This is a genomic window from Stenotrophomonas sp. KH_029 (assembly GCF_057839765.1).
Window position 1 is genome coordinate 384,191 of record NZ_CM174498.1, and the last position, 23,448, is coordinate 407,638.

A 23,448-nucleotide genomic window follows, 5' to 3' on the forward strand; every position below is an offset into this window, starting at 1 on the left:
CGGATCGAATCCGTGTAATCGGACGATCCATCCTGGGAGGGAGATCACGATGTTGCATGACCGCCGTACGGCCTCGCCACGAGGCTTTCGCCCCACCGCGCTGCATACCGCGCTGTTCTATGCCCTGTGCAGCACTGCGGCGCTGCCGCTGGCGCACGCACAGGACGCTGCCGAGCCGCCGCCGGCTCAGGCCACCACCCTGGACCAGGTCCAGGTCACCGGCATCCGCGGCACCATCCAGACCTCGATCGACAAGAAGCGCGAGGAGACGGTGATCGCCGACGTGCTGGCCGCCGAAGACATCGGCGACCTGCCGGCACTGTCGATCGGCGAGGCGATCGAAACCATCACCGGCGCTTCCACCCACCGCGAAAAGGGCGGCGCGTCGGAAATCTCGATCCGCGGCCTGGGCCCGTTCCTGGGTTCGTCCACCTTCAATGGCCGCGAAGCCACCAACGGCAGCGGCGACCGCTCGGTGAACTTCAACCAGTTCCCGTCCGAACTGATCAACGCGGTGGCCATCTACAAGACCCAGCGCGCCGACTTCGTCGAAGGCGGCGTGGCCGGCACGGTCAACATGGAAACAGTCAAACCGCTGGAGTACGGCAAGCGCACCATCCAGCTCGATGGCCGCGGCACCTGGCAGGACTACGACGACCGCCTCAAGGACAAGGACGGGGTGGGTTGGCGCGGTACCGCCAGCTATATCGACCAGTTCGACATGGGCGGCGCCGGCAAGCTGGGCGTGTCGGTCGGCGTGCAGGCGCTGGAAGGCAGCAACCCGGAGGAGATGTTCTCCAGCAGTTCCACCTGGGTGGCCTGCGATGGCCGCGAAGTGGTCGGTGCCACCCGCAACTGCACCACGGTGGACGGCAACCAGGTCGCCAACGGCGTGCCGTACTACCTGGTGCCCAGCAGCCGCATCTACCGCCAGTTCATCGAACACGACAAGCGCGACTCGCAGTTCGCCGCGCTGCAGTGGCGGCCCAACGATGCGCTGGAGGTCAACCTGGACTACCAGCACTCCAAGCGCGACTACACCGAAGACCGTTCGGACCTGTCGCTGTCGTCGATGATGCGCAACCTCAACAACCGCGTGGTCAGCGACGACGGCGCGCTGCTGCACCACACCGGCAGCACCACCATCGATTCCACCGGCAATTTCCTCGAGCGCAAGGAGGAATACACCGGCGGCGGGCTCAACGTGATCTTCCGGCCCACCCCGGCCTGGACCCTGTCCACCGACCTGTCCTATTCCAACACCCAGCGCGACCAGATCGAACGCTCCACCCGCCTGCGCGCCGGCCGCACCGACGTCAACGGCAGGCCGGTGGGCGGCATCAAGAACACCCGCTACGTCGACTACACCTACGACTACAGCGGCGATGTGCCCAGCATTTATCTCGATCCGGCGTTCGATGTGAACAACCCGGACAACTACACCGACTCGGCGCTGGTCCGCCGCCGCCAGCAGAACCGCCAGCACACCATCCGTGCGCAGCGTTTCGATGCGGCCTTCACCCCGGAAAGCGGCTTCTTCACCGCGATCAAGGGCGGCCTGCGCCATTCCGAAGCCACCTATACCGACTTCACCGACACCCGCGACATCACCACCACCAACGTGGCGGCGATCCGCGCGGCCAACCGCGCCTGCCGCCAGGCATTCCCGCAGAAGGACTTCCTGGCCAACGCCAGCGGCAACACCATCGACCAGTGGGCCAGCTTCGACAGCCGCTGCCTGTTCAAGGCCTTCACCGGCGTGGACGACACCGGCCTGAGCGCAGACCTGCGCGACCCGGCCAACAACGATGTCACCGAGAAGACCAACGCCATCTACCTGATGGGCGACTACAGCAGCGAGTGGTTCGGCCTGCCGGTCACCGGCAACATCGGCCTGCGCTGGGTACGCACCGACGTCAGCTCGGTCGGCCTGCGCAGCGGCATGGACGTGACCAGCAATCCCGATGGCACCGTCACCCTGCGCCCCACCGGCGAGTTCACCCGCCAGGTGCTCAAGTCCAGCAACGATCAGTGGCTGCCCAGCTTCAACGCCGCCTTCGAGCTGCGCCCGGACCTGCTGCTGCGGGTAGGGGCCTACCGCGCCATGTCGCGCCCGGACCTGGCCGCCGAAGGTTATGGCCGCAGCTTCAACCTGGACGAGGCCGACACCGAGTTCGGCAGCGTCGCCGATGCGCTGGGCAGCATCACCGCCACCGGCAACCCGCGCGCCAAGCCGCTGATGTCGTGGAATGCCGATGTCTCGCTGGAGTGGTATGCCAACGCCGATACGATGCTGTCCACGGCTATCTACTACAAGCAGTTCAACGGCGGCTCGGTGCCGGTGGTGGTGGGCGAAACCTTCGACATCGATGGCCAGAGCGTCACCGTGCCGGTCGAACAGCTGGCCACCAGCGACCAGAAAAGCGACCTGATCGGCTTCGAGCTGACCGGCTCGCACACGTTCAGCTACCTGCCCGGGATCTTCTCCGGGTTGGGCGTGAAGGCCAGCTACAACTACGCCCACTCCAACTTCAAGACCGAAGACCTGCGCCTGGGCGAGTCCACCGACCCGGCCACCGGCGTGTTCACCCCCGGTATCGTCGAGCCGGCCAACATCTTCGGGCTGTCCGAGCACGTGGCCTCGGCCCAGGTCTACTGGGGCCTGGGCAAGCTGGACCTGCAGGCGATCTACAAGTACCGCTCGGACTATTACCAGCAGTTCGTCGGCGACCCCTCGCAGAACCGCTATGTGCGCGACAATGGCTCGCTGGACTTCCGCGCCACCTACAAGGTGAACAAGCACCTGTCGCTGTCGCTGTCGGCCAGCAACCTCACCGATGAGCCGCGGGTGTCGGATATGCCCATCCTGGGCAGCTTCCGCGAGTACACCACCTACGGGCGGCGCTATTATCTGGGGGTGCGCTACCGCTTCTGAGGACGGTGGCGCGGCTTTCCGGCCGCGCCGCTGCCTGAGGGCGCGGCCCGAGTGTTGGTCCCCAGCCACCTGTCAGCCAGGCCTTTGATGATGTCCGAACCGCGTCTGTACCAGTCCATTGCCGCCGAAATCGTCGCGCTGATCGAAAAGGGCGAATTCCCGCCAGGCTCGCGCCTGCCCGGCGAACGCGACCTGGCCGAACGCCTGGGGGTGAGCCGGGTAACGGTGCGCGAGGCGGAAATCGCACTGGAAGCGCAGGGCCTGATCACCATCAAGACCGGCTCGGGCGTGTATGTGAAAGCCAAGCCATCGCAGGCGCCGGGTGCGTTGCCCGATGTCTCGGCGTTCGACCTGACCGCCGCCCGTGCGGTGATCGAGGCCGAGGCGGCGGCGATGGCGGCCAGCCGCATCACCGATGCCGAACTGGAGGACCTGGCCGGGCTGATCGCGGCCATGGTCGACCCGGCCTCGGGCGAGGCGGCGGCCAGCGAGGCCGACCGCCAGTTCCACCTGTCGATCGCCCGCATTGCCGGCAACCCGGTGGTGGAGCACTGCGTGCAGCTGATCTGGCGGATGCGCAACGAGCTGCCGCGGGTCAAGCAGGTGTATGCCAACGTCTGCCACAACGACGATGACACCCGCGACGAAGAACACACCGCCATCCTCGATGCGCTGCGCCAGCGCGACCCGGCCGGCGCCCGGCTGGCGATGCGCAACCACTTCCAGCGCCTGTTCGAATCGATGCTGGAAGCCACCGAGAACGAAGCCCTGGCCGAAATCCGCCGGCGCACCCAGCAGGACCGCGAACGCTTCATGGCCGCCACCGGGCACTGAGCCCGGCGTGGCCGGGGTGGCTTACTCGCCCTGGTACTGTTTCTCTTCGACCAGCGCGGAGCCGGCGATGCGGTTGATCTCGTTCTTGACCTTCACCCGCTCCCCGTTGGTGCCATAGACCCCGCGCGCCAGCTGGATGAAGGCGTCATCGAAGACCTGCGCCGCTTCCTTGTCGCGCAGCTGGTCCTGGATCACCCACATGCGCTCGTTGATCGCCTTGAGCTGGGTCTTCAGCGTATCCAGCCCGGGTTGCGCGTCCAGCTGCTGCTGCCACAGCGGCCACAGCCCCTGCAGCTCCTTGCGCACGTTGGCGTTCTTGTCCGCATCGGCGATGCGCTCGGCCTTGATTTCCAGGATGGTGATCTTGTCGATCAGCTCGCCAATCGATACCGGGGTCAGGATCGCGTCCACGCCGTTACTCGCAACAGGGTCAGGGCGCCCATCATAACGCGGGCTCCAAACGGCCAGCGCCGATGCAGGATTTACAGTGAATTTGCGCCGAACCGGCGGCGCCGCCATGGCGGCTTTACGCCCGCTGCGGGAACACTGCCCACCTCGACGGCGCCGCCGTCCGATGGAGTGCAGTGTGGTGGTTGAACAATCGAAAGGGCGCCTGGCGCGCCGTGGCTGCGGGCTGCTGCTCGGCCTGGCCGTGAGTGGGGCGGCATCGGCCGCGGTGGAAGGCAACGCGACGCTGACCACCGATTACGTGTGGCGCGGCAGTTCGCAAAGCGACGGCGACCCGGCCGCGCAGGCGGGGGTGAAGCTGGGCAGCGAGAGCGGCTGGTATGCGTCGGCGTGGGGTTCAGGGGTATCGTTCCGCCCGGACAACGGCGCGCGCAGCGAGTTCGACGTGGTGGCCGGTTGGGGCGGGGCGCTGGGCGGGGACTGGGCGCTGGACGTGAACCTGACCCGTTACCTGTACCCGTCCAGCAACGTGGACCTGAACTGGACCGAGCTCAACAGCACCCTCACCTGGCAGCAGCGCTACTGGCTGCAGGTAGGCGTGTCCGACGACGCGCTGGCCGGCGGCCACACCGGCACCTACGCCCAACTCGGCGCGCGTCTGCCGTTGGGCCAGCAGTGGCGGCTGGAAGCGGCGGTGGGCCATTACTGGCTGGCCAGCGCGCAGGCCGACGACTACCTGCACGGCCAGCTCAGCGCCATCTGGAAGGTCCACGGCCCCTGGGAGCTGCGCCTGACCGCGCATGACACCGACGGCGCCGGCAAGCGCCTGTTCCCCGGCAACGCCGGCTCACGCGTGGAGTTCGCGCTGCAGACCGCGTTCTGAACCTCGCGGCATTGCTTGCCGCCCGCTACCGGGCGGCTATTGCCCTTGCCCGGTAGTGCCGGCCGCTGGCCGGCTGCTTTGGCTGTAGCGCGCGTACACCGCCACGTCCACCGGATCGGCATCGGTCGATCCGCCCATCCAACTCAGGCCGCGCGCACCCGCAGCGTCAACCCCTTCAGGAAGTTGCGCAGCATCTGGTCGCCGCAGGCGCGGTAGTTCTTGTGGTCCGGCTGGCGGAACAGCGCCGACAGCTCCGGCTTGGACACCGAAAAACCGGCCGCATCGAAGATCTCGTGCATGTCCACGTCCTTCAGCTGGAACGCCACGCGCAGCTTCTTCAGCACCAGGTTGTTGGTAATGCGCTTTTCCACCGGGCGCACCGGCTGGCTCTCGTCGCGGCCACGGAAATGCACGATCAGCCCGTCCAGGAAATGCCCCAGGGTACGGTCGTCGCAGGGCACGAAGCCTTCCTCGTCTTCCTTGCGCAGCCAACCGGCCACGTCGGCCTTGTCGACCACGAAGGCCGGGTCGGCCAGGGCACAGGTATCGGCGATCATGCCGTCGCTGAGGTCGAGCATGTAGCGGATGCTGCGCAGTACATCGTTGTTGATCATGTCACGTCCAATACCGCCGGCGCGGCTGCGCGGCTGGCCGCCATTTTACCCCCTGCCGGGCCCGGCCCTGCGGCGGCCGCTTGTCGCTGTCATCTGGCCGCCATGAAAGTGAAGCACAGTGCCGCCTTCAGGCATCGACAGGCAGTGGAGCAGGCAATGCGCAGGTGGCAGGCAGTGGCGGGTGTGGGAATGCTGTGGCTGGCCGGGTCGGCCGCCGCCCAGGTGCCCTACGTGGCAATCGAACAGCGCGTGGACCCGCAGGAACTGGCCCAGGTGGGGCTCACCCCCGCCCAGCTGCAGGCCCTGAACCGCCTGCTGCGGCAAGCCGATGAGCGCGCGCCACCGCCGCCGGTGGCCGCCGCCCCGGTCGCCGCGCCCGGCGCGCCCACCCCGGCCCCGATGTTCCCCGGTCTGGACGACGGCCCCATCAAGGCCAGGGTCACCGGCCAGGTGGACGGCTGGGCCCCGGGCTCTGTGTTCACTCTCGACAACGGCCAGCAGTGGCAGGTGCTCAAGGGCGAGATGAAGCTCAACGCCAGCCGCAGCAACCCCGAGATCGTCGTGGTGCCCGGCATTGCCGGCCGCTGGTTCCTGCAGGTGGATGAAGACCTGCCCAAGGCGCGCGTGTTCCGCATCCGCTGATCGGTGCGAAAATGACCGGGATCTCTCTGCACGGAGTACCCCGATGACCCGTACCGCCCTGATTACCGGCGCCACTTCCGGCTTTGGCGCCGCCGCCGTCCATCGCTTCGCCCAGGCCGGCTGGCGGGTCATCGCCACCGGGCGCCGTGCCGAACGGCTGCAGCCGCTGGTCGATGCCTACGGCCCCGGGCAGGTACATGCCGCCGTCTTCGACGTGCGCGACAGCGCGGCCATGGCCGCCGCCCTGGCCGCGCTGCCGGCCGGGTTCGCCGACATCGACCTGCTGGTCAACAACGCCGGCCTGGCCCAAGGCACCGCCCCGGCCCAGAGCGCCGTGCTGGAGGACTGGCGCACCATGATCGACACCAACGTCACCGCCCTGGTCACCCTGACCCACCACCTGCTGCCGCAACTGGTGGCGCGCAAGGGCGCCATCATCAACATCAGTTCGGTGGCCGGCGTCTACCCGTACCCGGGCGGCAACGCCTACGGCGGCACCAAGGCCTTCGTCAGCCAGTTCTCGCTGGGCCTGCGCGCTGACCTGCACGGCAGCGGCGTGCGCGTGACCACCATTGAACCGGGCATGGCCGAAACCGAGTTCACCCTCGTGCGCACCCACGGCAACCAGGCCGCCTCGGACACCCTCTACACCGGCGCCAACCCGATGACTGCCGAGGACATCGCCGAGCAGATCTTCTTCGTGGCCACCCTGCCGGCCCACTTGAACATCAACCGCCTGGAAATCATGCCGGTCAGCCAGTCTTTCGCCGGCTTCCAGGTGGCCCGCGACTGACGCGTAGACCGGTCGCGGCGGTGTCGGTGTGCTCGGCGCTGCCTACACCGCCGTCCACACCGCCAGCTCATACCCATCCGGGTCGCGGAAATGGAACCGCCGTCCACCGGGAAAATCGAACGCCTCCCGGCAAATCTCCGCCCCGGCTGCTTCCAGCCGCTGCCGGGCGGCGGCCAGGTCGTCGGCATACAGGATCACCAACGGCCCACCGGGCCGCACCGGCTCGCCGGTGGTGAAGCCGCCGCACAGCCGCCCATCGTTGAACTCGGTATAGGCCGGGCCGTAATCGGTGAACGACCAGCCGAACGCCTGCGCGTAGAACGCCTTGCTGCGGGCGATATCGGCCACGTTGAATTCGATGTTGTCGATGCGGCGGTCGTTGTCGTGTGCTGTGCCCATGGGGGGTCCTGCGTTGAAGTGGGCCCCAGCATCGCCGCCCGCAGCGGCGCGGTCTTGAACAAAACGGCCAGTCAGGCCCGCCACTGCGCGCACAGCTGCGCCGCCCCGATCCCGGCCAACGCCCGCACCTCGCGGCTCAGGTGCGACTGGTCGGCGTAGCCACCGTCAAGGGCCAGTGCCGCCAACCCGGCGCGCGGCTGCGCCCGCGCCAGTGCCAGCCACCGCTGCAGCCGCAGAATCCGCTCCAGCATCTTCGGCCCATAGCCGAACTGCTCATGGCACAGGCGGCGCAGGCTGCGCGTGCTCAGCTGCAGCGTGGCCGACAACTGCGCCAGGTCCATGTCGCCGGCCCGCACCCGCGCGAACACCTGCGCCGCGTTGGCGTGCGGGCTGCCGCCACTGCTGCCGGGCAACGCGGCCAGTTCCAGCGCGAACCGCTGCTGGCGGGCATCGGCATCGCCGATATCGTTCAGGCGCGCGGCCAGTTGCCGCGCCCGCGCGCCCAGCAGCGCGTCCAGTTCCACCGCCGTGCCGACCAGCTCCGACAACGGCAGGCCCAGCCACGCCCGCGCCGCCCCCGGCTGGAAGCGCGCGCCCAGCACCTGCGCGCCGGGCGCCAGCTGCGGGTGCGCGGCCACCACATCCGGCCCCACCACATACAGCCGCCCATCGCGCCACAGGATATCCACGCAGCCATCGGGCAGCACCGCCACCGCGCCGCTGTGGCCCACCGGCAGATCGCTGCGCCACAGCTGCCCGAAGCAGCCACGCAGCGGCGCCGCCGGCGCCCATTCGCGGTAGCGGCCGGTGGCACCGGCAACGCCGGGAAGGTCAGCAGGATCGGGGAGGGAGGTCATGCGCGGACGATAGCCGATCGGCTGCCCGGGTTTGGGTAAAACCGCCTCGCTCCGCAACAGCATCGGCCGGCGTCGGAAAAAGAAAAAGCCCCGCAGTACGGGGCTTTTTCAGGGCTCAAGGCCAAATAGGTGAAGCAAAGGGCTCTAAGGCCAATGACGCGATGCTACCGCTCACCCGGGGCAACGTCAAATCCGCGCCGGGAAGCGTTCAGGCAGGCTGGGCCTGGTCCGCCACCGCCGCAGGGGCCAGCAGCGACAGCCCGCTGCAACTGCGCAGTACCGCCCGCTGCACATCGGCCACCACCGTCCTGGGCAGGTATACGCTCAACGCCCCATTGCGGTCGCGCAGCGGATGCAGGCGTGAACGCGCCACGTGGGTCACACACTCGCCGATGGCCCAGCGGTCGCGCGGGTCGTAGGCGTGGGTGAGCGGAATCAGCGCCGATGGCAACAACACATGGAATCCCCGCGTCACCGCATCGGGGTTGTGCGAGGACGATAGGGGCACCACCAGCACGCAACCATTGGGCAGGCGGCCGTTGAGCACCAGCGACAGTCGCCGCTTACGCATCTCATTGGGGATACGCCCATTGGCCGGTGGCGTGATCGGCGGATCGGGGAACTGGCCGAAGTCGCATTCGACTACTTCTCCCACTTTCGGCTGGTAATGCAATGCCACCTTCATGCCCTCCCTGGCTTGGCGGCAGGGTGCGCCCCCGCCGATGCGTTGGAACCTTATTGAGCTTTGATCGCCATCGCTTGAAGCCCGGTTCCATCCAGCTTCTGCTTGGCCTCGGCCAGTTCGCCGGCGCTGCCGTACGGCCCCATGCGCACGCGGTACACGGTCTTGCCGTTGATCTGCGCCGATTCCACCCGCGCCGCCAGGCCGATCATGGCCAGCTTGGCCTTGGTCGCCTCGGCATCGCCGGAAGCGCCAAACGCGCCAGCCTGCAGGATGTAACGCACATTGCTGGCCGCCGGATCGGCGGCGGCCGGCGTTGCCGCGGCCGTCGCCGCCGGCTTCGGTGCAGTGGTGGCTGCCGCCGTCGCTGGCGTAGCGGCCGGCGCGGTGGTGGCCGCCGGGCGCTCGGTCACCGGCGCTGGCAACGGCGAGGTGGTCACCGTGGCTGGCGTGGCGGTGGCGACGGTGGCCGCCGGCGCGGCGGTGGCCGGGCCGGCCGGTACCGGGCGGCCTTCCAGTGCCGCTTGCGCGCGCTGGGCCTCGGCCTTGGCGCGGCGCTGGTCTTCGGCGCGGGCGCTGGCGGCCAGCTCGGCATCGGACATTTCCACTTCCTTGCCGGGCAGCAGGGTGTAGAAGTCGTACTGCGTCGCCGCCGGCTTGGCCGGTTCGGCCGGCGTGGTGCCCGGCTTGGGCAGCTCGGCGCCCACGTCGGGGTCGGCATCGCTGACCGGCGCCGGCTGTGCGTTCGGGTCCGGCTGCGGGCCTACCCGCAGGAAGCCATCGCCGTCGCTCTTGAACAGGTTTGGTGCCGCCAGGAACACCACGGCCGCAATCGCCACACCGGCCACCAGCCACACCCATCCCGGTGTGCCTTGGCTGCTGTTGCGTCGTGCCTGGCTCTTGCCGCGTCGTGCTGCCATTTACTGCTTCTCCACTGCTTACATTTTTTCCGGGGCGGAAACGCCCAGGATGTTCAGGCCATTGGCCAGGACCTGGCGCGCCGCGCAGGCCAGGGCCAGCTTGGCATTGCGCTCGGGCGCATCGGCCACCAGCACCTGCGTGCCGTGATACCACGTGTGGAACGCATGCGCCAATTCACGCAGGTACTGCGCAACCAGGTGCGGTTCCAGCGCAATACCGGCCGCTTCCACCACTTCGGGGAAGCGCGACATTTCAATCATCAGCCACAGCGACGCCTCGTCGTCCAACGACGCCAGCCCGGCCACGCCTTCGCTGGCGGTGTAGGGCAGGCCCTTCTCCTGCGCCTGGCGCAGCAGGCTGCACACCCGGGCATGCGCGTACTGCACGTAGAACACCGGGTTGTCGTTGCTCTGCTGGCGGGCCAGGTCGATATCGAAGGTCAGCTGCGAATCGGGCTTGCGCGCGATCAGGAACCAGCGGGTCGCATCGCGGCCGGCTTCCTCGATCAGGTCGCGCAGGGTCAGGTAGCTGCCCGCACGCTTGGACAGCTTCACTTCCTCGCCGCCGCGCATCACCGTCACCATCTGGTGCAGCACGTATTCCGGCCAGCCCTGCGGGATACCCACGTTCAGCGCCTGCAGGCCGGCGCGCACGCGCGCCAGCGAGCCGTGGTGGTCTGCCCCCAGCTCGGTGATCGCGCGCTCGTAGCCGCGCTGCCACTTGCTCAGGTGGTAGGCCACGTCCGGCAGGAAGTAGGTATAGGTGCCGTCGGACTTGCGCATCACGCGGTCCTTGTCGTCACCGAAATCGGTCGAGCGCAGCCACAGCGCGCCGCCTTCCTCGTAGGTATGCCCGGCCGCATTGAGCTTGGCCACGGTCTCTTCGACCTTGCCGTCCTTGTACAGCGAGCTTTCCAGGAAGTAGATGTCGAAATCCACCCCGAACGCGGCCAGGTCCTGGTTCTGCTCGTTGCGCAGGTAGGCCACCGCGAAGCGACGGATCGCATCGAGGTTGTCGGCATCGCGCTCGCCCACCACCGCGTGGCCTTCCAGCTCAACGCTGGCGCCGGCCAGGTAGGCGTTGGCCACGTCCTGGATGTAGTCGCCGCGGTAGCCCGCTTCCGGCCAGCCGGCCTCATCGGGCTTGAGCCCCTTGGCGCGCGCCTGGGTGGACAGCGCCAGGTTCTCGATCTGCACGCCAGCGTCGTTGTAGTAGAACTCGCGCTTGGCGTTCCAGCCGTTCACTTCCAGCAGGCGCGCCAGGCAGTCGCCGATGGCCGCGGCGCGGCCGTGGCCCACGTGCAGCGGACCGGTCGGGTTGGCCGACACGTATTCCACGCCCACGGTACGGCCGTTGCCGCTCAGGTTGTGGCCGTAATCGGCCCCTTCCTTGAGTACGCCGGCCGCTTCGCGCTGGTAGGCGCTGGGGGCCAGGTGGAAATTGATGAAGCCCGGGCCGGCGATTTCCACGCGCAGCACATCCGGGCTCTTGGGCAGCGCATCCAGCAGCGCCTGGGCCAGGGCGCGCGGGTTGCTGCGCGCGGGCTTGGCCAGCAGCATCGCCGCATTGGTGGCGAAATCGCCGTGCTCGCGGGTCTTCGGGCGTTCCACCACGAATTCCGGGGTCAGGGTATCGGCCGGCAGAGTGCCGTTGGCGCGCAAGGCTTCGATGCCTTGGCTGATCAGGGCGCGGAGGAGATTTTTCACAAGGCCTGCTTTGGGACTGGAGCGGCGGAATCGGTAATTTTAGCCCAGATGCCGCCCCGATCCATTGAACCGCAGCGGACCGGGCCGCGCGCGGCGGCCCCCCAGCCGTTCCAGGCCCCCAAGGCCCCGGGCCTGACCGGCCCGTTCAGCCCCGGAAGGTCAGCGCCGGTTCCAGCCAGCCCCGCTCGGCCATCGACACCGGCGTGCCTTCCCCCACCACCACATGGTCCAGCAGCCGCACCCCCACCAGGTTCAGCGCCTCCTGCAGGTGCCGGGTGATCTGCCGGTCGGCCGCCGACGGCTCGGCGCTGCCGGAGGGGTGGTTATGGCTGACGATCACCGCCGCGGCGTTGTGCAGCAGGGCGCGGCGGACCACTTCGCGCGGGTAGACGGTGGCCGCGTCGATGGTGCCGGTGAAGAGTTCCTCGAAGGCCAGCGTGCGGTTGCGGGTGTCCAGGAACAGGGCGGCGAAGACCTCATGCGGGCGGCCGCGCAGGCGTTGCTTGAAGTAGCGGATCGCGGACTGGGGCTCGCGCATGCTCTCGCCGCGATCCAGCTGGGCGCGCAGGTGGCGGTCGGCCAGTTCCAGTGCGGCCACCAGTTCGCAGGCGCGGGCAGGGCCGAGACCTGGCAGCTTTTTCAGCTTCGGGGCGCTCAGATCGAGCAATCGCCGCAGTGGGCCGTGGTCTTTAAGGAGAAGCCGCGCATTCTCCATCACATCCAGGCCTTTACAGCCGGTACCCAGGAACAAAGCAAGCAGCTCGGCATCCGACAGCGCCGCCGGGCCACGTGCCAGCAGCTTCTCGCGCGGTTGTTCGTCCTTGGGCCAGTTTTTGATTGCCATGCTGGACAGCTTGGAGGCACGTGCGCTGCACGACCATCAGAGACCGCCGCGTCATTGGGTCTGAGAAACCCGGGACATTGGCCATTTGTAGACTCTGACTATCGGGGCGATCCACTACGGCGGAACATGTCGCGATCTTCATCCGCCAAGCGTTAGGGCCGAACGCCGGGTCTACCGCGCGTCGCAGTAGTCAGATAGGTCCCGGTGATGCGCGGCATGGCAAAGCATCCTTTGGATGCGGTTTCAGCTGCGAAAGACATCTTTCCCAGCTGCACGCGTTGTTAAAGCATTCTTTTTTAACGACTGACACCACGCGGGCCACCGTTCACTGGTTGAAGGGTGATTGGAGCACCTTGCCCGCCGACGGCCAGCCAAAACCAGGAGGGAAACCTGCTGTCCCTCATAACCAAAAACACCCCCTTCATGCCCCTGGGGCATCAGCCCCCCACACCCCATCAGGTAAGCTAATCGCCTCGGTTCGACAGGAACACCCAAGGTGGCTGACTCCCCCCAGGCTTCCCCGGCGTCGGTGCGCCCGCTGGAAGGCCAGAAGTTGTTGTTGTGCGTGGGCGGCGGTATCGCCGCCTACAAGTCGCTGGAACTGGTGCGCCGCCTGCGCGATGCCGGGGCCCGGGTGCAGGTCGCGATGACCGCCGGGGCCCAGCAGTTCGTCACCCCGCTGAGCTTCCAGGCCCTGTCCGGGCAGCCCACCCGCACCACGCTGTGGGACAGCGCCGCCGAGCAGGCCATGGGCCATATCGAGCTGGCCCGCTGGGCCGATCGCGTCGTGGTGGCGCCGGCCACCGCCGACCTGCTCGCCCGGCTGGCCCAGGGCCATGCCGATGACCTGGTCACCACGCTGTGCCTGGCCACCACCGCGCCGCTCACCGTGTGCCCGGCGATGAACCACCGTATGTGGCAGCACCCGGCCACCCAGGCCAATATCGCCCTGCTGCGCCAGCGCGGCGCGCAGGTCATCGGGCCCGAAGACGGCCCGCTGGCCGAGGGCGAGTCCGGCCCCGGCCGGCTGACCGAACCCAATGCGATCGTCGCGGCGCTGGCCGCGCAGCAGGCACCGGCCGTGGCCGACGCGCCCGAGCAGCAGCTCAAGGGCCTGCGCGTGGTGATCAGCGCCGGCCCCACCTATGAAGACCTGGACCCGGTGCGCTACGTGGGCAACCGCAGCAGCGGCAAGATGGGCTACGCGCTGGCCGCTGCGGCCGTGCGCCAGGGCGCGCAGGTGGTGCTGGTCAGCGGGCCGGTGCAGCTGGCCACCCCGGCCGGGGTGCAGCGGGTGGATGTGCGCTCGGCCGCGCAGATGCGCGAGGCGGTGCTGGGCGCGCTGCCGGCCGATATCTATATCGGTGCGGCGGCGGTGTCCGATTACACCCCGCGCCAGGTCGCCCCGCAGAAACTGAAGAAGACCGCCGGCACCCAGACCCTCACCCTGGAACTGGTGCGCACCCCGGACATCCTGGCCGAGGTGGCCGCGCAGACCAACGCGCTCAAGCTGGTGGTCGGCTTTGCCGCCGAAACCCACGAGGTGGAGAAGTACGCGCGCGGCAAGCTGGTCGACAAGCGCCTGGACCTGGTGATCGCCAACCAGGTGGGCATTGCCAACGGCGGCTTTGAAAGCGATGAAAACGCGGCCACGGCCTACTGGCAGGGCGGCGAACAGGTGTTCCCCGGCACCTCCAAGGCCGTGCTGGCCGAACAACTGTTGTCCCTGATTGCCCAGAGGTTGCACGCATGAGCGTTGATTCCACCCTTCAGCCGCTGCAGGTGAAACTGCTCGACCCGCGCTTCGGCGATACCTGGCCGCTGCCGGCCTATGCCACCGAGCACAGCGCCGGGCTGGACCTGCGCGCGGCGCTGGAAACCGAGCTCACCCTGCAGCCGGGCGACACCGCGCTGATTCCCAGCGGCATCGCCATCCATATCGCCGACCCGAACCTGGCCGCGGTGGTACTGCCGCGCTCGGGGCTGGGCCACCGCCACGGCATCGTGCTGGGCAACGGCACCGGGCTGATCGACGCCGATTACCAGGGCCCGCTGCTGATCAGCGCCTGGAACCGGGGCCGCGAGCCCTTCACCCTGCAGCCCGGCGACCGCATCGCGCAGCTGGTGGTGCTGCCCATCGCGCGCGTTGGCCTGCAGGTAGTGGATACTTTCACCGACAGCGCCAGGGGAACGGGTGGATTCGGCCATACCGGGGTGCGCTGACAGGGGGAACATCCATGAGCACGACGAACGCGGAGAAGCAGCCACGGCTGGCCAGCAAACGTACCGGGCCACTGCTGGTCGGGGTGTTGGTGCTGCTGGCGCTGTGGTTCGGCTGGAGCGCGGTGCGGCAGTGGCGCCAGGCCTCGGTGGGCACCGCGCTGGAACAGTCGCGCGACCAGGTGGCCGACGGCCTGCTGGCGGCGCTGAACGGCCAGCAGGCGCAGCTGCGCACGCTGCTCAAGAGCGGGCGGGTCAGTGCCGCGCTGGCCGCCGGCGATACCGGGGCGACCGCGCTGGCCATCCGCGAGGGCTGGCCCGGCACCGAAGAGGTGCAGGTGCTGCCGGCCGCGCTGGATGCGGCCTATGCCGATCCCAAGGCGTTCGGCTATTCACGCCTGGCCCTGCTTGAAGCGGCCAATGCCGGCGAAGGGGTGGTGGCGCGGGTGGTACGCGACGCCGGTGGCCAGCGCCTGGGCCTGGCCGCGCCGGTGGTGCTGGGCAGCGAGGGGCCGGCACTGGTCTATGTGCGCCAGCCGTTGCTGCGCCTGACCGCCATCTTCGACCAGGTGCGGGTGCCCGACGCCGGTTACCTGGCCCTGCGCCAGGGCAACCACAATGTGATCGAGCAGGGCAGCGCCGAACTGTCCGAGGGCGCCGAGGGCCTGGCCCGGCCGATCGGCAAGAGCGGCCTGCGCCTGGCCGCGGCGGTGCCGGATATCGAGCCCGGCCCGCTGGGCATCGGCGGCCTGGGCAGTGCGGTGGTGGCCGCACTGCTGCTGGCGATTGCGGCGATGCTGCAGTTCGGCAAGGGCCGCATGCCGATGCCACGCCGGCGCGCCAGCGCCCAGGCCGTGGGCGATGAAGGCCCCACCCTGCGCGAGAGCATCGCGCTGGCCCCGGTGGCCGAGGGCGAGCCGGCCGCAGCGGCCATTGCCGCACCGGCGCTGCCCGGCGTGGCCGGCCAGGACGTGCCGGCCGGCATCTTCCGCGCCTACGACATCCGCGGGGTGGTCGGCCGCGAGCTGACCGCAGCGGTGGCCACGCTGATCGGCCAGGCGATCGGCTCGGTGCTGCAGGTGCAGGGGCTGCGCGACATCGTGGTGGGCCGCGACGGCCGGCTGTCCGGCCCGGAACTGAGCGCGGCGCTGATCGAAGGCCTGCGCCGCGCCGGCTGCAATGTCATCGACATCGGCCTGGCCCCCACCCCGGTGGTGTATTTCGCCAGCTACCACCTGCGCGCGGGCAGCTGCGTGGCGGTAACCGGCAGCCACAACCCGCCGGACTACAACGGCTTCAAGATCGTGGTGGGCGGGGAAACCCTGTCCGGCGATGCCATCACCGAGCTGTACCAGCGCATCACCGAGGGCCAGCTGCACGTGGCCGCCGAACCGGGCAGCCTGCAGCAGCGCGAGGTCAACGCCGATTACATCCAGCGCATCGCCGATGACGTGCAGCTGGACCGCCCGCTGAAGGTGGTGGCCGATGCCGGCAACGGGGTGGCCGGTGAGCTGGCCCAGCCGCTGCTGGAGGCCATCGGCGCCGAAGTCATTCCGCTGTATTGCGATGTGGACGGCACCTTCCCCAACCACCATCCCGATCCCAGCGACCCGCGCAACCTGGAAGACCTGATCCAGACCGTGAAGCGCTTCGACGCCGATATCGGCCTGGCCTTCGATGGCGATGGCGACCGCCTCGGCGTGGTCACCCGCGAGGGCCGCATCATCTATGCCGACCGCCTGTTGATGTTGTTCGCGGCCGATGTGCTGATGCGCAACCCGGGTGCGCTGGTGATCTACGACGTCAAGTGCAGCGGCAAGCTGTCCGACTACGTGCTGCGCAACGGTGGCAGCCCGTTGATGTGGAAGACCGGGCATTCGCTGATCAAGGCCAAGATGCGCGAGACCGACGCCGAGCTGGCCGGCGAGATGAGCGGGCATTTCTTCTTCAAGGAACGCTGGTTCGGTTTCGACGATGGCCTGTACGCGGCCTCGCGCCTGCTGGAGATCCTGGCCCAGAGCGAACAGACGCCGTCGGAGGTGCTCGACGCGCTGCCCGACAGCATCTCCACCCCGGAGCTGAAGGTGCCGGTGGAATCGGGCACGCCGCATGCGCTGGTGTCGTTGTTCGTCTCGGCCGCGCAGGCCGAGGACTCGCCGTTCGCCGGCGCGCGCCTGGCCACCATCGACGGCCTGCGCGCCGATTTCTCCGATGGCTGGGGCCTGCTGCGCGCCTCCAACACTACCCCGGTGCTGGTGTTGCGCTTCGAAGCCGACGACGAGGCGGCGCTGGAGCGGATCAAGGCGTTGTTCCGCGAGCAGCTGCAACCGTTGTTGCCCGGCGTGGCGCTGGGCTTCTGATCGGGAAAGGTACCGGCCCATGGCCGGTACCTTCGTTGGGATGCGGCGGGCACCCCGGTAGGGTTGCATCCCAATCAACCGCAGTGGAACAGCCAGCGTTCGGTATCGGCATGACCACGAATCGGAAGCGTGCTTCTCCGCCAATGTTCATGCCGCCATCGCGCGCGGCACCGCTACCGGCAGTCGATCCGGACGCGACCCTGCCAGCGCGTGTCACGCCCGGGCGTTCAACGCCGCCCGGCTCACCCCTTGAACCGCAGGCCCACGCCGGGTTCGGTGAACAGGTAGCGCGAATCCAGCGCCGAATCGCCCAGCTTGTGCCGCAGCTTGCCGACCAGGATGCGCAGGTAGTGGGTGTCGTGCTGGTGGGTGGGCCCCCAGATTTCCTGCAGGATCTGCGGCTGGGTCACCACCCGGCCGGCGTTGCGCAGCAGCAGCGACAGCAACGCGTATTCCTTGCGGGTGAGCGCCACCGCGGCGCCATCCAGGTGCACTTCGCGGCGCACCAGGTCGATATGCAGGTGGCCATCGTCGAACTGCGGCAGCACGCCATCGGCCGATACCGTGCGCGAACGCAGCAGCGCACGCACCCGCGCCATCAGTTCCTGGGTGCCGAACGGCTTGGTCACATAGTCGTTGGCGCCGTTGTCCAGCGCGCGCACCTTCTCGGTCTCGCTGGCGCGCACGGTCAGCATGATCACCGGCACCTGGCTCCATTGGCGCAGCTCGGCCAGCACCTCATGCCCCTCCATGTCCGGCAGGCCGATATCCAGGATCACCAGGTCCGCGCCTTCGCTCACCAGCAGTTCCAGCCCGGCCTGGCCGGTGGCGGCCTGGTGCACGCGGTAGCCCTGCGCGCGCAGGCTGATGTCGAGGAAGCGGCGGATCTGCGCCTCGTCATCGATCACCAGTACGCGCGCCGGGGGCACGCCTTGGGGCAGTTCAGGAATCGTCGTTGTCATCGGCAGGGTGGGGTTGCAGCAGGGGCAGCGTGATGCGGATCAGGGTACCGCGTCCGTCGCGGCCCGGCAGTGCCTGCACGCTGCCGCCGTGGGCGCCGATCATGCCCTGGCAGATGGTCAGGCCCAGCCCGGTGCCGTGGCGGCCGCGGTCGCCGCGCTCCACGCTGTAGAACATGTCGAAGATGCGCGCCCGCTCCTGGTCGGGAATGCCCGGGCCGGCATCGAGCACGTCGATGCGCAGCTCGCCCTCCACCAGGCGCGCCTGTACCTCCACCGCCGCGCCGGGCGGGGAGAACTTGGCGGCGTTTTCCATCACGTTGAACACCGCCTGCTCGACCAGCGCCGGGTGCACCCAGATCGGCGCCAGCGTGGCCGGAATGTCCAGCTGCAGGCGCACCTCGGGCTGGTAGCGTTGCAGCCGGCGTGCGGCCGAACCGACCAGTTCGTCCACGCCGATCCAGTCGCGGTTGATCTGCAGGCCTTCGTGGCCCAGCCGGGTCATGTCCAGCAGGTTCTGGATATAGCGGTCCAGCCGCTCGCCCTCGACCAGGATGGTGTCCAGCAGCGCGCGCCGGTCCTGCGCGTCCATCGCATCGGCATAGCTGGACAGGCTGTCGGCCGAGCCGATCATCGCCGCCAGCGGCGAGCGCAGGTCGTGCGATACCGACGACAGCAGCGCCGAGCGCAGCCGCTCGGTCTCGTTGCTCACATGCGCCTGTTCCAGCTCGGCCACCAGCCGGGTGCGCAGCGCGGCCTGGGCGATGTCGTCCACCATCGCCTCGGCCAGCTGGCGCTGCTCGGGGGTCAGCCGCGATGCGCTGCGCGCAAAGCGCATGCCGGCCACGCCGATGGCGCGGTCATCGCCGTCCAGCAGCGGCAGGAACCACCACTCGGCGCCAGCCAGCGTATCGGTGAAGCGGCCGCTGGGCTGGCCGTGGCGGCGTGCCCAGTCGGCCGCGGCCAGGTCGGTCTCGCCCGGCGCGGCGCTGCCGCTGGTGCTGGTGTCCTGGCCGATGCGCAGCCAGGCCGGCGCATCCAGCGCCTGCTCCAGCGCCTCGCGGCCGGCCTGGGCCACCTGCTCGTTGCTGGGCGCGCGGCTGAGCTGGCGGCCCAGCGCCTGGCGCGCATTGGCATGCCGGTTGGCCGCGCGCAGCGCCACTACCTGCATGCGCAGGCGCGAGGCCAGGCGGCCGGCGACCAGCGCGGCCACCAGGAACAGGAAGACGGTGATCACGCCCTGGCGGGCGCTGATGGCGAAGGTGAAGCGCGGGGCGATGAAGAAGAAGTTGTAGGACAGGAAGCACAGCGCCGCGGCGATCACCGCCGCACTGGTGCGGCTGCGCGCGGCCACCATCACCACCGCCAGGATGAACACCATCGACAGGTCGTACAGCCCGATCCAGCGCTCGGCCAGCATGGCCACCAGGCAGGCCAGCGCGGTGGCGGCCAGGGCCAGCAGCGCATCCTGGCCGGTGCTGCGGGTGGGCATCGACAGCCCCACGCGGCGGGCCCGGGCGCGCGCCTGCGGGGTGCCGATGATGGTGATCTCGTAGTGCGCGCCGCGCTGGATCAGCTGCTGGGTCAGGGTGCGGTTGAGCATGCGCGCGAACGGCCGCTCGCGGGTACGGCCCAGCACCAGGGTGGACACGCTGTTGTGCGCGGCATGGTCGAGCAGCGCATCGGCGATGCTGGTGCCGTGCAGCAGCTCGGCCTCGCCGCCCAGCCGCCGGGCCAGCGCGAAGGCGGCATCGATCTCGCGCCCGGTGGCCTCGTCCTGGCGGCGGTTCTGCACCGTCACCACCGTCCAGGGCGCGTCGCGGCGCTCGGCGATGCGCCGGCCCACCCGTACCAGGTACTCGCTCTGGCCACCGCCGTCGATGGCCACCAGCACCCGCCGGCGCAGCGGCAGGTTGCCCTCGCCACGGGCGGCGCGGGTCTCGCGCAGGCTGGTGTCGACGCGGTCGGCCGCCTCCTGCATGGCCAGCTCGCGCAATGCGGTCAGGTTGGACGGCGAGAAGAATGCCTGCAGCGCCTGCGCGGCCTGCTCGGGCACGTAGACCTTGCCCTGCTGCAGCCGCTCGATCAGTTCGCGCGGCGGCAGGTCCACCAGCACGATGTCGTGCAGGCGGTCCAGCACCGCATCGGGCACGGTCTCGCTGACCCGCACCCCGGTGATGCGCATCACCACATCGTTGAGGCTTTCCAGGTGCTGGATGTTGACCGTGGTCCACACATCGATGCCGGCCTCCAGCAGTTCCATCACGTCCTGCCAGCGCCGTTCGTGGCGGCTGCCGGGCACGTTGCGGTGGGCCAGCTCGTCCACCAGCACCAGCGCCGGGTGCCGGGCCAGTACCGCGTCCAGGTCCATCTCGCCCAACACGTGCTGCTGGTACTGGCGTTGCAGCAGCGGCACCTGCGGCAGGCCCTCCAGCAGCGCCGAGGTCTCGGCGCGGCCGTGGGTTTCCACCAGCCCGATCACCACGTCCACGCCGCGGCGCAGCTGTTCGTGCGCGCGGCTGAGCATGCTGTAGGTCTTGCCCACGCCGGGCGCGGCGCCCAGGAACACGGTGAGCTTGCCACCGGCTTCGCGTTGCAGGCGTTCGACCAGGGCATCGGCCTGGCGGGTGCGGGGGTCGTTCATGGGTGGCGATTGTGCGCCCGGCGGCGCGATCCTGGCATCACGGGGCGGCCTTGAGGTCATCCAGCGCCAGGTTCAACGTCATCACGTTGACCCGGCGCTGGCCGAACACGCCCCATTGCGGGCCCAGCGTATGGGCCTGCACCAGGGCCGCCACGCGCGCTGCCGGCAGCCCGCGGCTGCGTGACACCCGCGCGATCTGCAGCTGCGCGGCGGCCGGCGACAGCTCCGGGTCCATGCCGGCGCCGGACTGGGTGACCAGGTCGCCGGGCACCTGCGCGGGCAGCACGCCTTCGCGCGCGGCCACCGTGGCGATGCTGGCCTGCACGCGTTGCTGCAGGGCCGGGTTGCTGCGCGCCAGGTTGCTGCCGGCGGCGGCCATCGGGTCGTAGTTGGCCGCTGACGGGCGCGCCTGGAAGTAGCCCTCGCCGGTGAACGGCTGGGCGATCAGCCGCGAGCCGCGCACCTGGCCGTCGCGGACCAGCAGGCTGCCATCGGCCTGGGCCGGGAACAGCAGCCGGCTGGCGCCGGTGGTGGCCAGCGCATAGGCCAGCCCGAGCAGCAGCAGGCTGGCTGCGCCCAGCACCAGCGCCGGGCGCCAGGCGCCGTGCTGCTGCAGGGCGGTGGCGGGAGTGGCGCGGTCGCGCGCCACAGGAGAAGCAGGGGTAGCAAGCGAGCGGTTCATGCGCCGAACACCGTGACAAGGAAGAGGTCGATCAATTTGATGGCCGCAAACGGCAGCAGCACGCCGCCCAGCCCGTAGACCAGCATGTTCCGCCGCAGCAGCACGGTGGCGGTGGCCGGGCGGAACCGCACCCCGCGCAGCGCCAGCGGGATCAGCGCCGGAATCACCAGGGCATTGAAGATCAGCGCCGCCAGCACTGCGTTGCGCGGGCTGGACAGCTGCATCACGTTCAACGCGGCCATCGCCGGCAGGGTGGAGGCGAACAGCGCCGGCAGGATGGCGAAGTACTTGGACACATCGTTGGCCAGCGAGAAGGTGGTCAGCGCACCGCGCGTGATCAGCTGCTGCTTGCCCACTTCCACCACCGCCAGCAGCTTGGCCGGGTCCGAGTCCAGGTCGACCATGTTGCCGGCCTCCTTGGCGGCCTGGGTGCCGGAATTCATCGCCAGGCCGATGTCGGCCTGGGCCAGCGCGGGGGCGTCGTTGGTGCCGTCGCCCACCATCGCCACCAGCCGCCCGCCGGCCTGTTCGGCACGGATGCGGGCCAGCTTGTCTTCCGGGCGGGCCTCGGCGATGTAGTCGTCCACCCCGGCCTCGGCAGCGATCGCCGCGGCGGTCAGCGGGTTGTCGCCGGTGATCATCACCGTGCGGATGCCCATCGCGCGCAGCTGCGCGAACTTCTCGCGCATGCCGTGCTTGACCACGTCCGACAGCTCGATCACCCCCAGCACGTGGCGGCCTTCGCAGACCACCAGCGGGGTGGCGCCATTGCGCGCCACCTGTTCCACCCGTCCGGCCAGTTCGGCCGGCACCGTGCCACCGAGCTCACGCACATAGGCGGTGATCGCATCGCCGGCGCCCTTGCGGATGCGCCGGCCACCGTCCAGGTCCACGCCGGACATGCGGGTCTGCGCCGTAAAGGCGAGATAGTCCGCACGGTCCGGTTCGGCGGTGCTGCAGCCCAGCTCGCGCGCCAGCCGCACCACCGACTTGCCTTCCGGGGTCGGGTCGGCCAGCGAGGACAGCAGCGCCGCTTCGCGCAGCTGGCTGGCATCGACGCCGGCCAGCGCATGGAAGTGCGTGGCCTGGCGGTCGCCATAGGTGATGGTGCCGGTCTTGTCGAGCAGCAGCACGTCGACGTCGCCGGCCACTTCCACCGCCTTGCCCGACTTGGCCAGCACGTTGGCCGCCAGCGCCCGGTTCATGCCGGCAATGCCGATCGCCGGCAGCAGGCCGCCGATGGTGGTGGGGATCAGGCATACCAGCAGGGCGATCAGCAGCAGCGGGTCGACCCTGACGCCGACGAACGCGCCGATCGCCGGCAGGGTGGCCACCACCACCAGGAAGGTCAGCGTCATCGCCGCCAGCAGCAGGGTCAGCGCCACTTCGTTGGGGGTCTTCTGGCGGTTGGCGCCTTCCACCAGCGCGATCATCCGGTCCAGGAAGCTGTGCCCCGGTTCGGCGGTGATCCGCACGATGATCTGGTCCGAGAGCACCTTGGTGCCGCCGATCACGCCGCTGCGGTCGGTACCGGCCTCGCGCAGCACCGGCGCCGATTCACCGGTCACCGCCGCTTCGTTGATGGTGGCCAGGCCCTGCACGATCTCGCCGTCGGCCGGAATCAGTTCGCCGGCACTGACGATCACATGGTCGCCCGGGCGCAGTTCGGCAGCGGGCACCTGGGTCTGGCTGGCGGCGGGATGGGCGGCGGCCAGCCGGCGTGCGCTCAGGTCCTGGCGGGCACGGCGCAACGACGCGGCCTGGCCGCGGCCGCGCGCTTCGGCCACTGCTTCGGCGAAATTGCCGAACAGCACGGTCAGCAGCAGGATGCCGGTCACCGCCAGGCCGAAGCCCAGCGGCGCGTTGCCGGTGACGGTGATCAGCAGGCTGATCACCGTACCGGCCATCACCACGGCCATCACCGGGCTGTGCAGCAGGTGCCGCGGCGACAGCTTGATCACCGCATCGCGCAGCGCACGGCGCCAGCCGGCGCCGTCGAGCAGGCGCTGGCGGCGGTGGGTGGAAGCGTTCAGGGAAGAGCTACTCATGGGAGCGGTACTCATGA

20 protein-coding genes are annotated in these 23,448 nt (G+C 69.3%); 8 read left to right on the top strand and 12 right to left on the bottom strand.

Annotated elements, in window-relative coordinates; translation table 11 throughout:
* The first annotated feature begins 49 nt into the window (after positions 1–49).
* Both AC3ITM_RS01730 and AC3ITM_RS01735 read left to right on the top strand, forming a co-directional pair.
* Entirely contained in the window at positions 50–2,935 is a 2,886-nt protein-coding gene (locus tag AC3ITM_RS01730) for a TonB-dependent receptor (RefSeq protein ID WP_489267945.1), read from the top strand.
* A gap of 90 nt (positions 2,936–3,025) precedes the next feature.
* Positions 3,026–3,769, top strand: coding sequence for a FadR/GntR family transcriptional regulator (locus AC3ITM_RS01735; RefSeq protein WP_228884534.1), 744 nt, complete (start codon positions 3,026–3,028; stop codon positions 3,767–3,769).
* A gap of 21 nt (positions 3,770–3,790) precedes the next feature.
* On the opposite strand, the gene AC3ITM_RS01740 is transcribed toward AC3ITM_RS01735, so the two are convergent.
* Positions 3,791–4,180: a DUF6165 family protein gene (locus AC3ITM_RS01740; RefSeq protein WP_489267947.1), complete on the bottom strand. Its 390-nt coding sequence runs from the start codon at positions 4,178–4,180 to the stop codon at positions 3,791–3,793.
* Positions 4,181–4,355: 175 nt separating this feature from the next.
* On the opposite strand from AC3ITM_RS01740, the gene AC3ITM_RS01745 reads away from it, so the two are divergent.
* The gene (locus tag AC3ITM_RS01745; protein ID WP_489267949.1) at positions 4,356–5,060 is read left to right on the top strand and encodes a TorF family putative porin; all 705 of its coding nucleotides are present in this window, start codon (positions 4,356–4,358) and stop codon (positions 5,058–5,060) included.
* A gap of 143 nt (positions 5,061–5,203) precedes the next feature.
* Here the strand turns inward: AC3ITM_RS01745 and AC3ITM_RS01750 are convergent, their stop codons facing one another.
* Positions 5,204–5,674: a YehS family protein gene (locus AC3ITM_RS01750; RefSeq protein WP_489267950.1), complete on the bottom strand. Its 471-nt coding sequence runs from the start codon at positions 5,672–5,674 to the stop codon at positions 5,204–5,206.
* A 156-nt stretch (positions 5,675–5,830) separates the two neighbouring features.
* On the opposite strand from AC3ITM_RS01750, the gene AC3ITM_RS01755 reads away from it, so the two are divergent.
* Both AC3ITM_RS01755 and AC3ITM_RS01760 read left to right on the top strand, forming a co-directional pair.
* Positions 5,831–6,316 (top strand): hypothetical protein, encoded by a 486-nt coding sequence (locus AC3ITM_RS01755; protein ID WP_489267952.1) that lies wholly within the window; start codon positions 5,831–5,833, stop codon positions 6,314–6,316.
* A 43-nt stretch (positions 6,317–6,359) separates the two neighbouring features.
* Entirely contained in the window at positions 6,360–7,109 is a 750-nt protein-coding gene (locus AC3ITM_RS01760) for an SDR family NAD(P)-dependent oxidoreductase (RefSeq protein ID WP_228884530.1), read from the top strand.
* A 42-nt stretch (positions 7,110–7,151) separates the two neighbouring features.
* Here AC3ITM_RS01760 and AC3ITM_RS01765 read toward each other — a convergent pair whose 3' ends face one another.
* From AC3ITM_RS01765 to radC, 6 genes are all read right to left on the bottom strand, one after another.
* Positions 7,152–7,508 carry a VOC family protein gene (locus tag AC3ITM_RS01765; protein ID WP_489267954.1) on the bottom strand — a complete coding sequence of 119 codons (357 nt, stop codon included), beginning with the start codon at positions 7,506–7,508 and terminating at the stop codon, positions 7,152–7,154.
* 71 nt (positions 7,509–7,579) lie between these two features.
* Positions 7,580–8,365: a DUF6597 domain-containing transcriptional factor gene (locus AC3ITM_RS01770; RefSeq protein ID WP_489267956.1), complete on the bottom strand. Its 786-nt coding sequence runs from the start codon at positions 8,363–8,365 to the stop codon at positions 7,580–7,582.
* Positions 8,366–8,573: 208 nt separating this feature from the next.
* Positions 8,574–9,050, bottom strand: coding sequence for a type II toxin-antitoxin system PemK/MazF family toxin (locus tag AC3ITM_RS01775; RefSeq protein ID WP_489267958.1), 477 nt, complete (start codon positions 9,048–9,050; stop codon positions 8,574–8,576).
* A 50-nt stretch (positions 9,051–9,100) separates the two neighbouring features.
* Positions 9,101–9,967, bottom strand: coding sequence for an SPOR domain-containing protein (locus AC3ITM_RS01780; protein WP_489267960.1), 867 nt, complete (start codon positions 9,965–9,967; stop codon positions 9,101–9,103).
* A gap of 18 nt (positions 9,968–9,985) precedes the next feature.
* Entirely contained in the window at positions 9,986–11,674 is a 1,689-nt protein-coding gene (argS, locus tag AC3ITM_RS01785) for an arginine--tRNA ligase (RefSeq protein ID WP_489267961.1), read from the bottom strand.
* Positions 11,675–11,819: 145 nt separating this feature from the next.
* Entirely contained in the window at positions 11,820–12,518 is a 699-nt protein-coding gene (gene radC / locus AC3ITM_RS01790; RefSeq protein ID WP_489267963.1) for a RadC family protein, read from the bottom strand.
* A gap of 496 nt (positions 12,519–13,014) precedes the next feature.
* Here radC and coaBC point away from each other — a divergent pair, with 496 nt between their 5' ends.
* Genes coaBC through AC3ITM_RS01805 form a run of 3 tightly spaced genes read left to right on the top strand, consistent with a single transcriptional unit; the run spans position 13,015 to position 17,098 of the window.
* The gene (gene coaBC / locus AC3ITM_RS01795) at positions 13,015–14,271 is read left to right on the top strand and encodes a bifunctional phosphopantothenoylcysteine decarboxylase/phosphopantothenate--cysteine ligase CoaBC (protein ID WP_489267965.1); all 1,257 of its coding nucleotides are present in this window, start codon (positions 13,015–13,017) and stop codon (positions 14,269–14,271) included.
* Positions 14,268–14,741, top strand: a complete 474-nt coding sequence (gene dut / locus AC3ITM_RS01800; RefSeq protein WP_228884524.1) for a dUTP diphosphatase — start codon at positions 14,268–14,270, stop codon at positions 14,739–14,741. Before coaBC ends, dut begins: the two co-directional genes overlap by 4 nt.
* 14 nt (positions 14,742–14,755) lie before the next feature.
* Positions 14,756–17,098, top strand: a complete 2,343-nt coding sequence (locus AC3ITM_RS01805; RefSeq protein ID WP_489267966.1) for a phosphomannomutase/phosphoglucomutase — start codon at positions 14,756–14,758, stop codon at positions 17,096–17,098.
* Positions 17,099–17,340: 242 nt separating this feature from the next.
* Here AC3ITM_RS01805 and AC3ITM_RS01810 read toward each other — a convergent pair whose 3' ends face one another.
* The 4 genes from AC3ITM_RS01810 to kdpB are packed head-to-tail and all read right to left on the bottom strand — an operon-like array spanning position 17,341 to position 23,431.
* Positions 17,341–18,060 carry a response regulator transcription factor gene (locus AC3ITM_RS01810; protein WP_489267968.1) on the bottom strand — a complete coding sequence of 240 codons (720 nt, stop codon included), beginning with the start codon at positions 18,058–18,060 and terminating at the stop codon, positions 17,341–17,343.
* Positions 18,041–20,701, bottom strand: coding sequence for an ATP-binding protein (locus AC3ITM_RS01815; protein WP_489267970.1), 2,661 nt, complete (start codon positions 20,699–20,701; stop codon positions 18,041–18,043). Before AC3ITM_RS01815 ends, AC3ITM_RS01810 begins: the two co-directional genes overlap by 20 nt.
* A 37-nt stretch (positions 20,702–20,738) precedes the next feature.
* The gene (gene kdpC / locus AC3ITM_RS01820) at positions 20,739–21,383 is read right to left on the bottom strand and encodes a potassium-transporting ATPase subunit KdpC (protein ID WP_489267972.1); all 645 of its coding nucleotides are present in this window, start codon (positions 21,381–21,383) and stop codon (positions 20,739–20,741) included.
* Positions 21,380–23,431, bottom strand: coding sequence for a potassium-transporting ATPase subunit KdpB (gene kdpB / locus AC3ITM_RS01825; RefSeq protein WP_489267974.1), 2,052 nt, complete (start codon positions 23,429–23,431; stop codon positions 21,380–21,382). Before kdpB ends, kdpC begins: the two co-directional genes overlap by 4 nt.
* Between the last annotated feature and the right edge of the window lie 17 nt (positions 23,432–23,448).

Excerpts from the sequence above, each read along its gene's own strand:
- AC3ITM_RS01770 (WP_489267956.1), bottom strand. The coding sequence starts at position 8,365 with ATGACCTCCCTCCCCGATCCTGCTGACCTTCCCGGCGTTGCCGGTGCC.
- AC3ITM_RS01755 (WP_489267952.1), top strand. The coding sequence starts at position 5,831 with ATGCGCAGGTGGCAGGCAGTGGCGGGTGTGGGAATGCTGTGGCTGGCC.
- kdpB (WP_489267974.1), bottom strand. The coding sequence starts at position 23,431 with ATGAGTAGCTCTTCCCTGAACGCTTCCACCCACCGCCGCCAGCGCCTG.
- AC3ITM_RS01760 (WP_228884530.1), top strand. The coding sequence starts at position 6,360 with ATGACCCGTACCGCCCTGATTACCGGCGCCACTTCCGGCTTTGGCGCC.
- AC3ITM_RS01775 (WP_489267958.1), bottom strand. The coding sequence starts at position 9,050 with ATGAAGGTGGCATTGCATTACCAGCCGAAAGTGGGAGAAGTAGTCGAA.
- AC3ITM_RS01780 (WP_489267960.1), bottom strand. The coding sequence starts at position 9,967 with ATGGCAGCACGACGCGGCAAGAGCCAGGCACGACGCAACAGCAGCCAA.
- kdpC (WP_489267972.1), bottom strand. The coding sequence starts at position 21,383 with ATGAACCGCTCGCTTGCTACCCCTGCTTCTCCTGTGGCGCGCGACCGC.
- AC3ITM_RS01735 (WP_228884534.1), top strand. The coding sequence starts at position 3,026 with ATGTCCGAACCGCGTCTGTACCAGTCCATTGCCGCCGAAATCGTCGCG.
- AC3ITM_RS01805 (WP_489267966.1), top strand. The coding sequence starts at position 14,756 with ATGAGCACGACGAACGCGGAGAAGCAGCCACGGCTGGCCAGCAAACGT.
- AC3ITM_RS01730 (WP_489267945.1), top strand. The coding sequence starts at position 50 with ATGTTGCATGACCGCCGTACGGCCTCGCCACGAGGCTTTCGCCCCACC.
- AC3ITM_RS01815 (WP_489267970.1), bottom strand. The coding sequence starts at position 20,701 with ATGAACGACCCCCGCACCCGCCAGGCCGATGCCCTGGTCGAACGCCTG.
- AC3ITM_RS01765 (WP_489267954.1), bottom strand. The coding sequence starts at position 7,508 with ATGGGCACAGCACACGACAACGACCGCCGCATCGACAACATCGAATTC.
- AC3ITM_RS01810 (WP_489267968.1), bottom strand. The coding sequence starts at position 18,060 with ATGACAACGACGATTCCTGAACTGCCCCAAGGCGTGCCCCCGGCGCGC.
- AC3ITM_RS01750 (WP_489267950.1), bottom strand. The coding sequence starts at position 5,674 with ATGATCAACAACGATGTACTGCGCAGCATCCGCTACATGCTCGACCTC.
- dut (WP_228884524.1), top strand. The coding sequence starts at position 14,268 with ATGAGCGTTGATTCCACCCTTCAGCCGCTGCAGGTGAAACTGCTCGAC.
- radC (WP_489267963.1), bottom strand. The coding sequence starts at position 12,518 with ATGGCAATCAAAAACTGGCCCAAGGACGAACAACCGCGCGAGAAGCTG.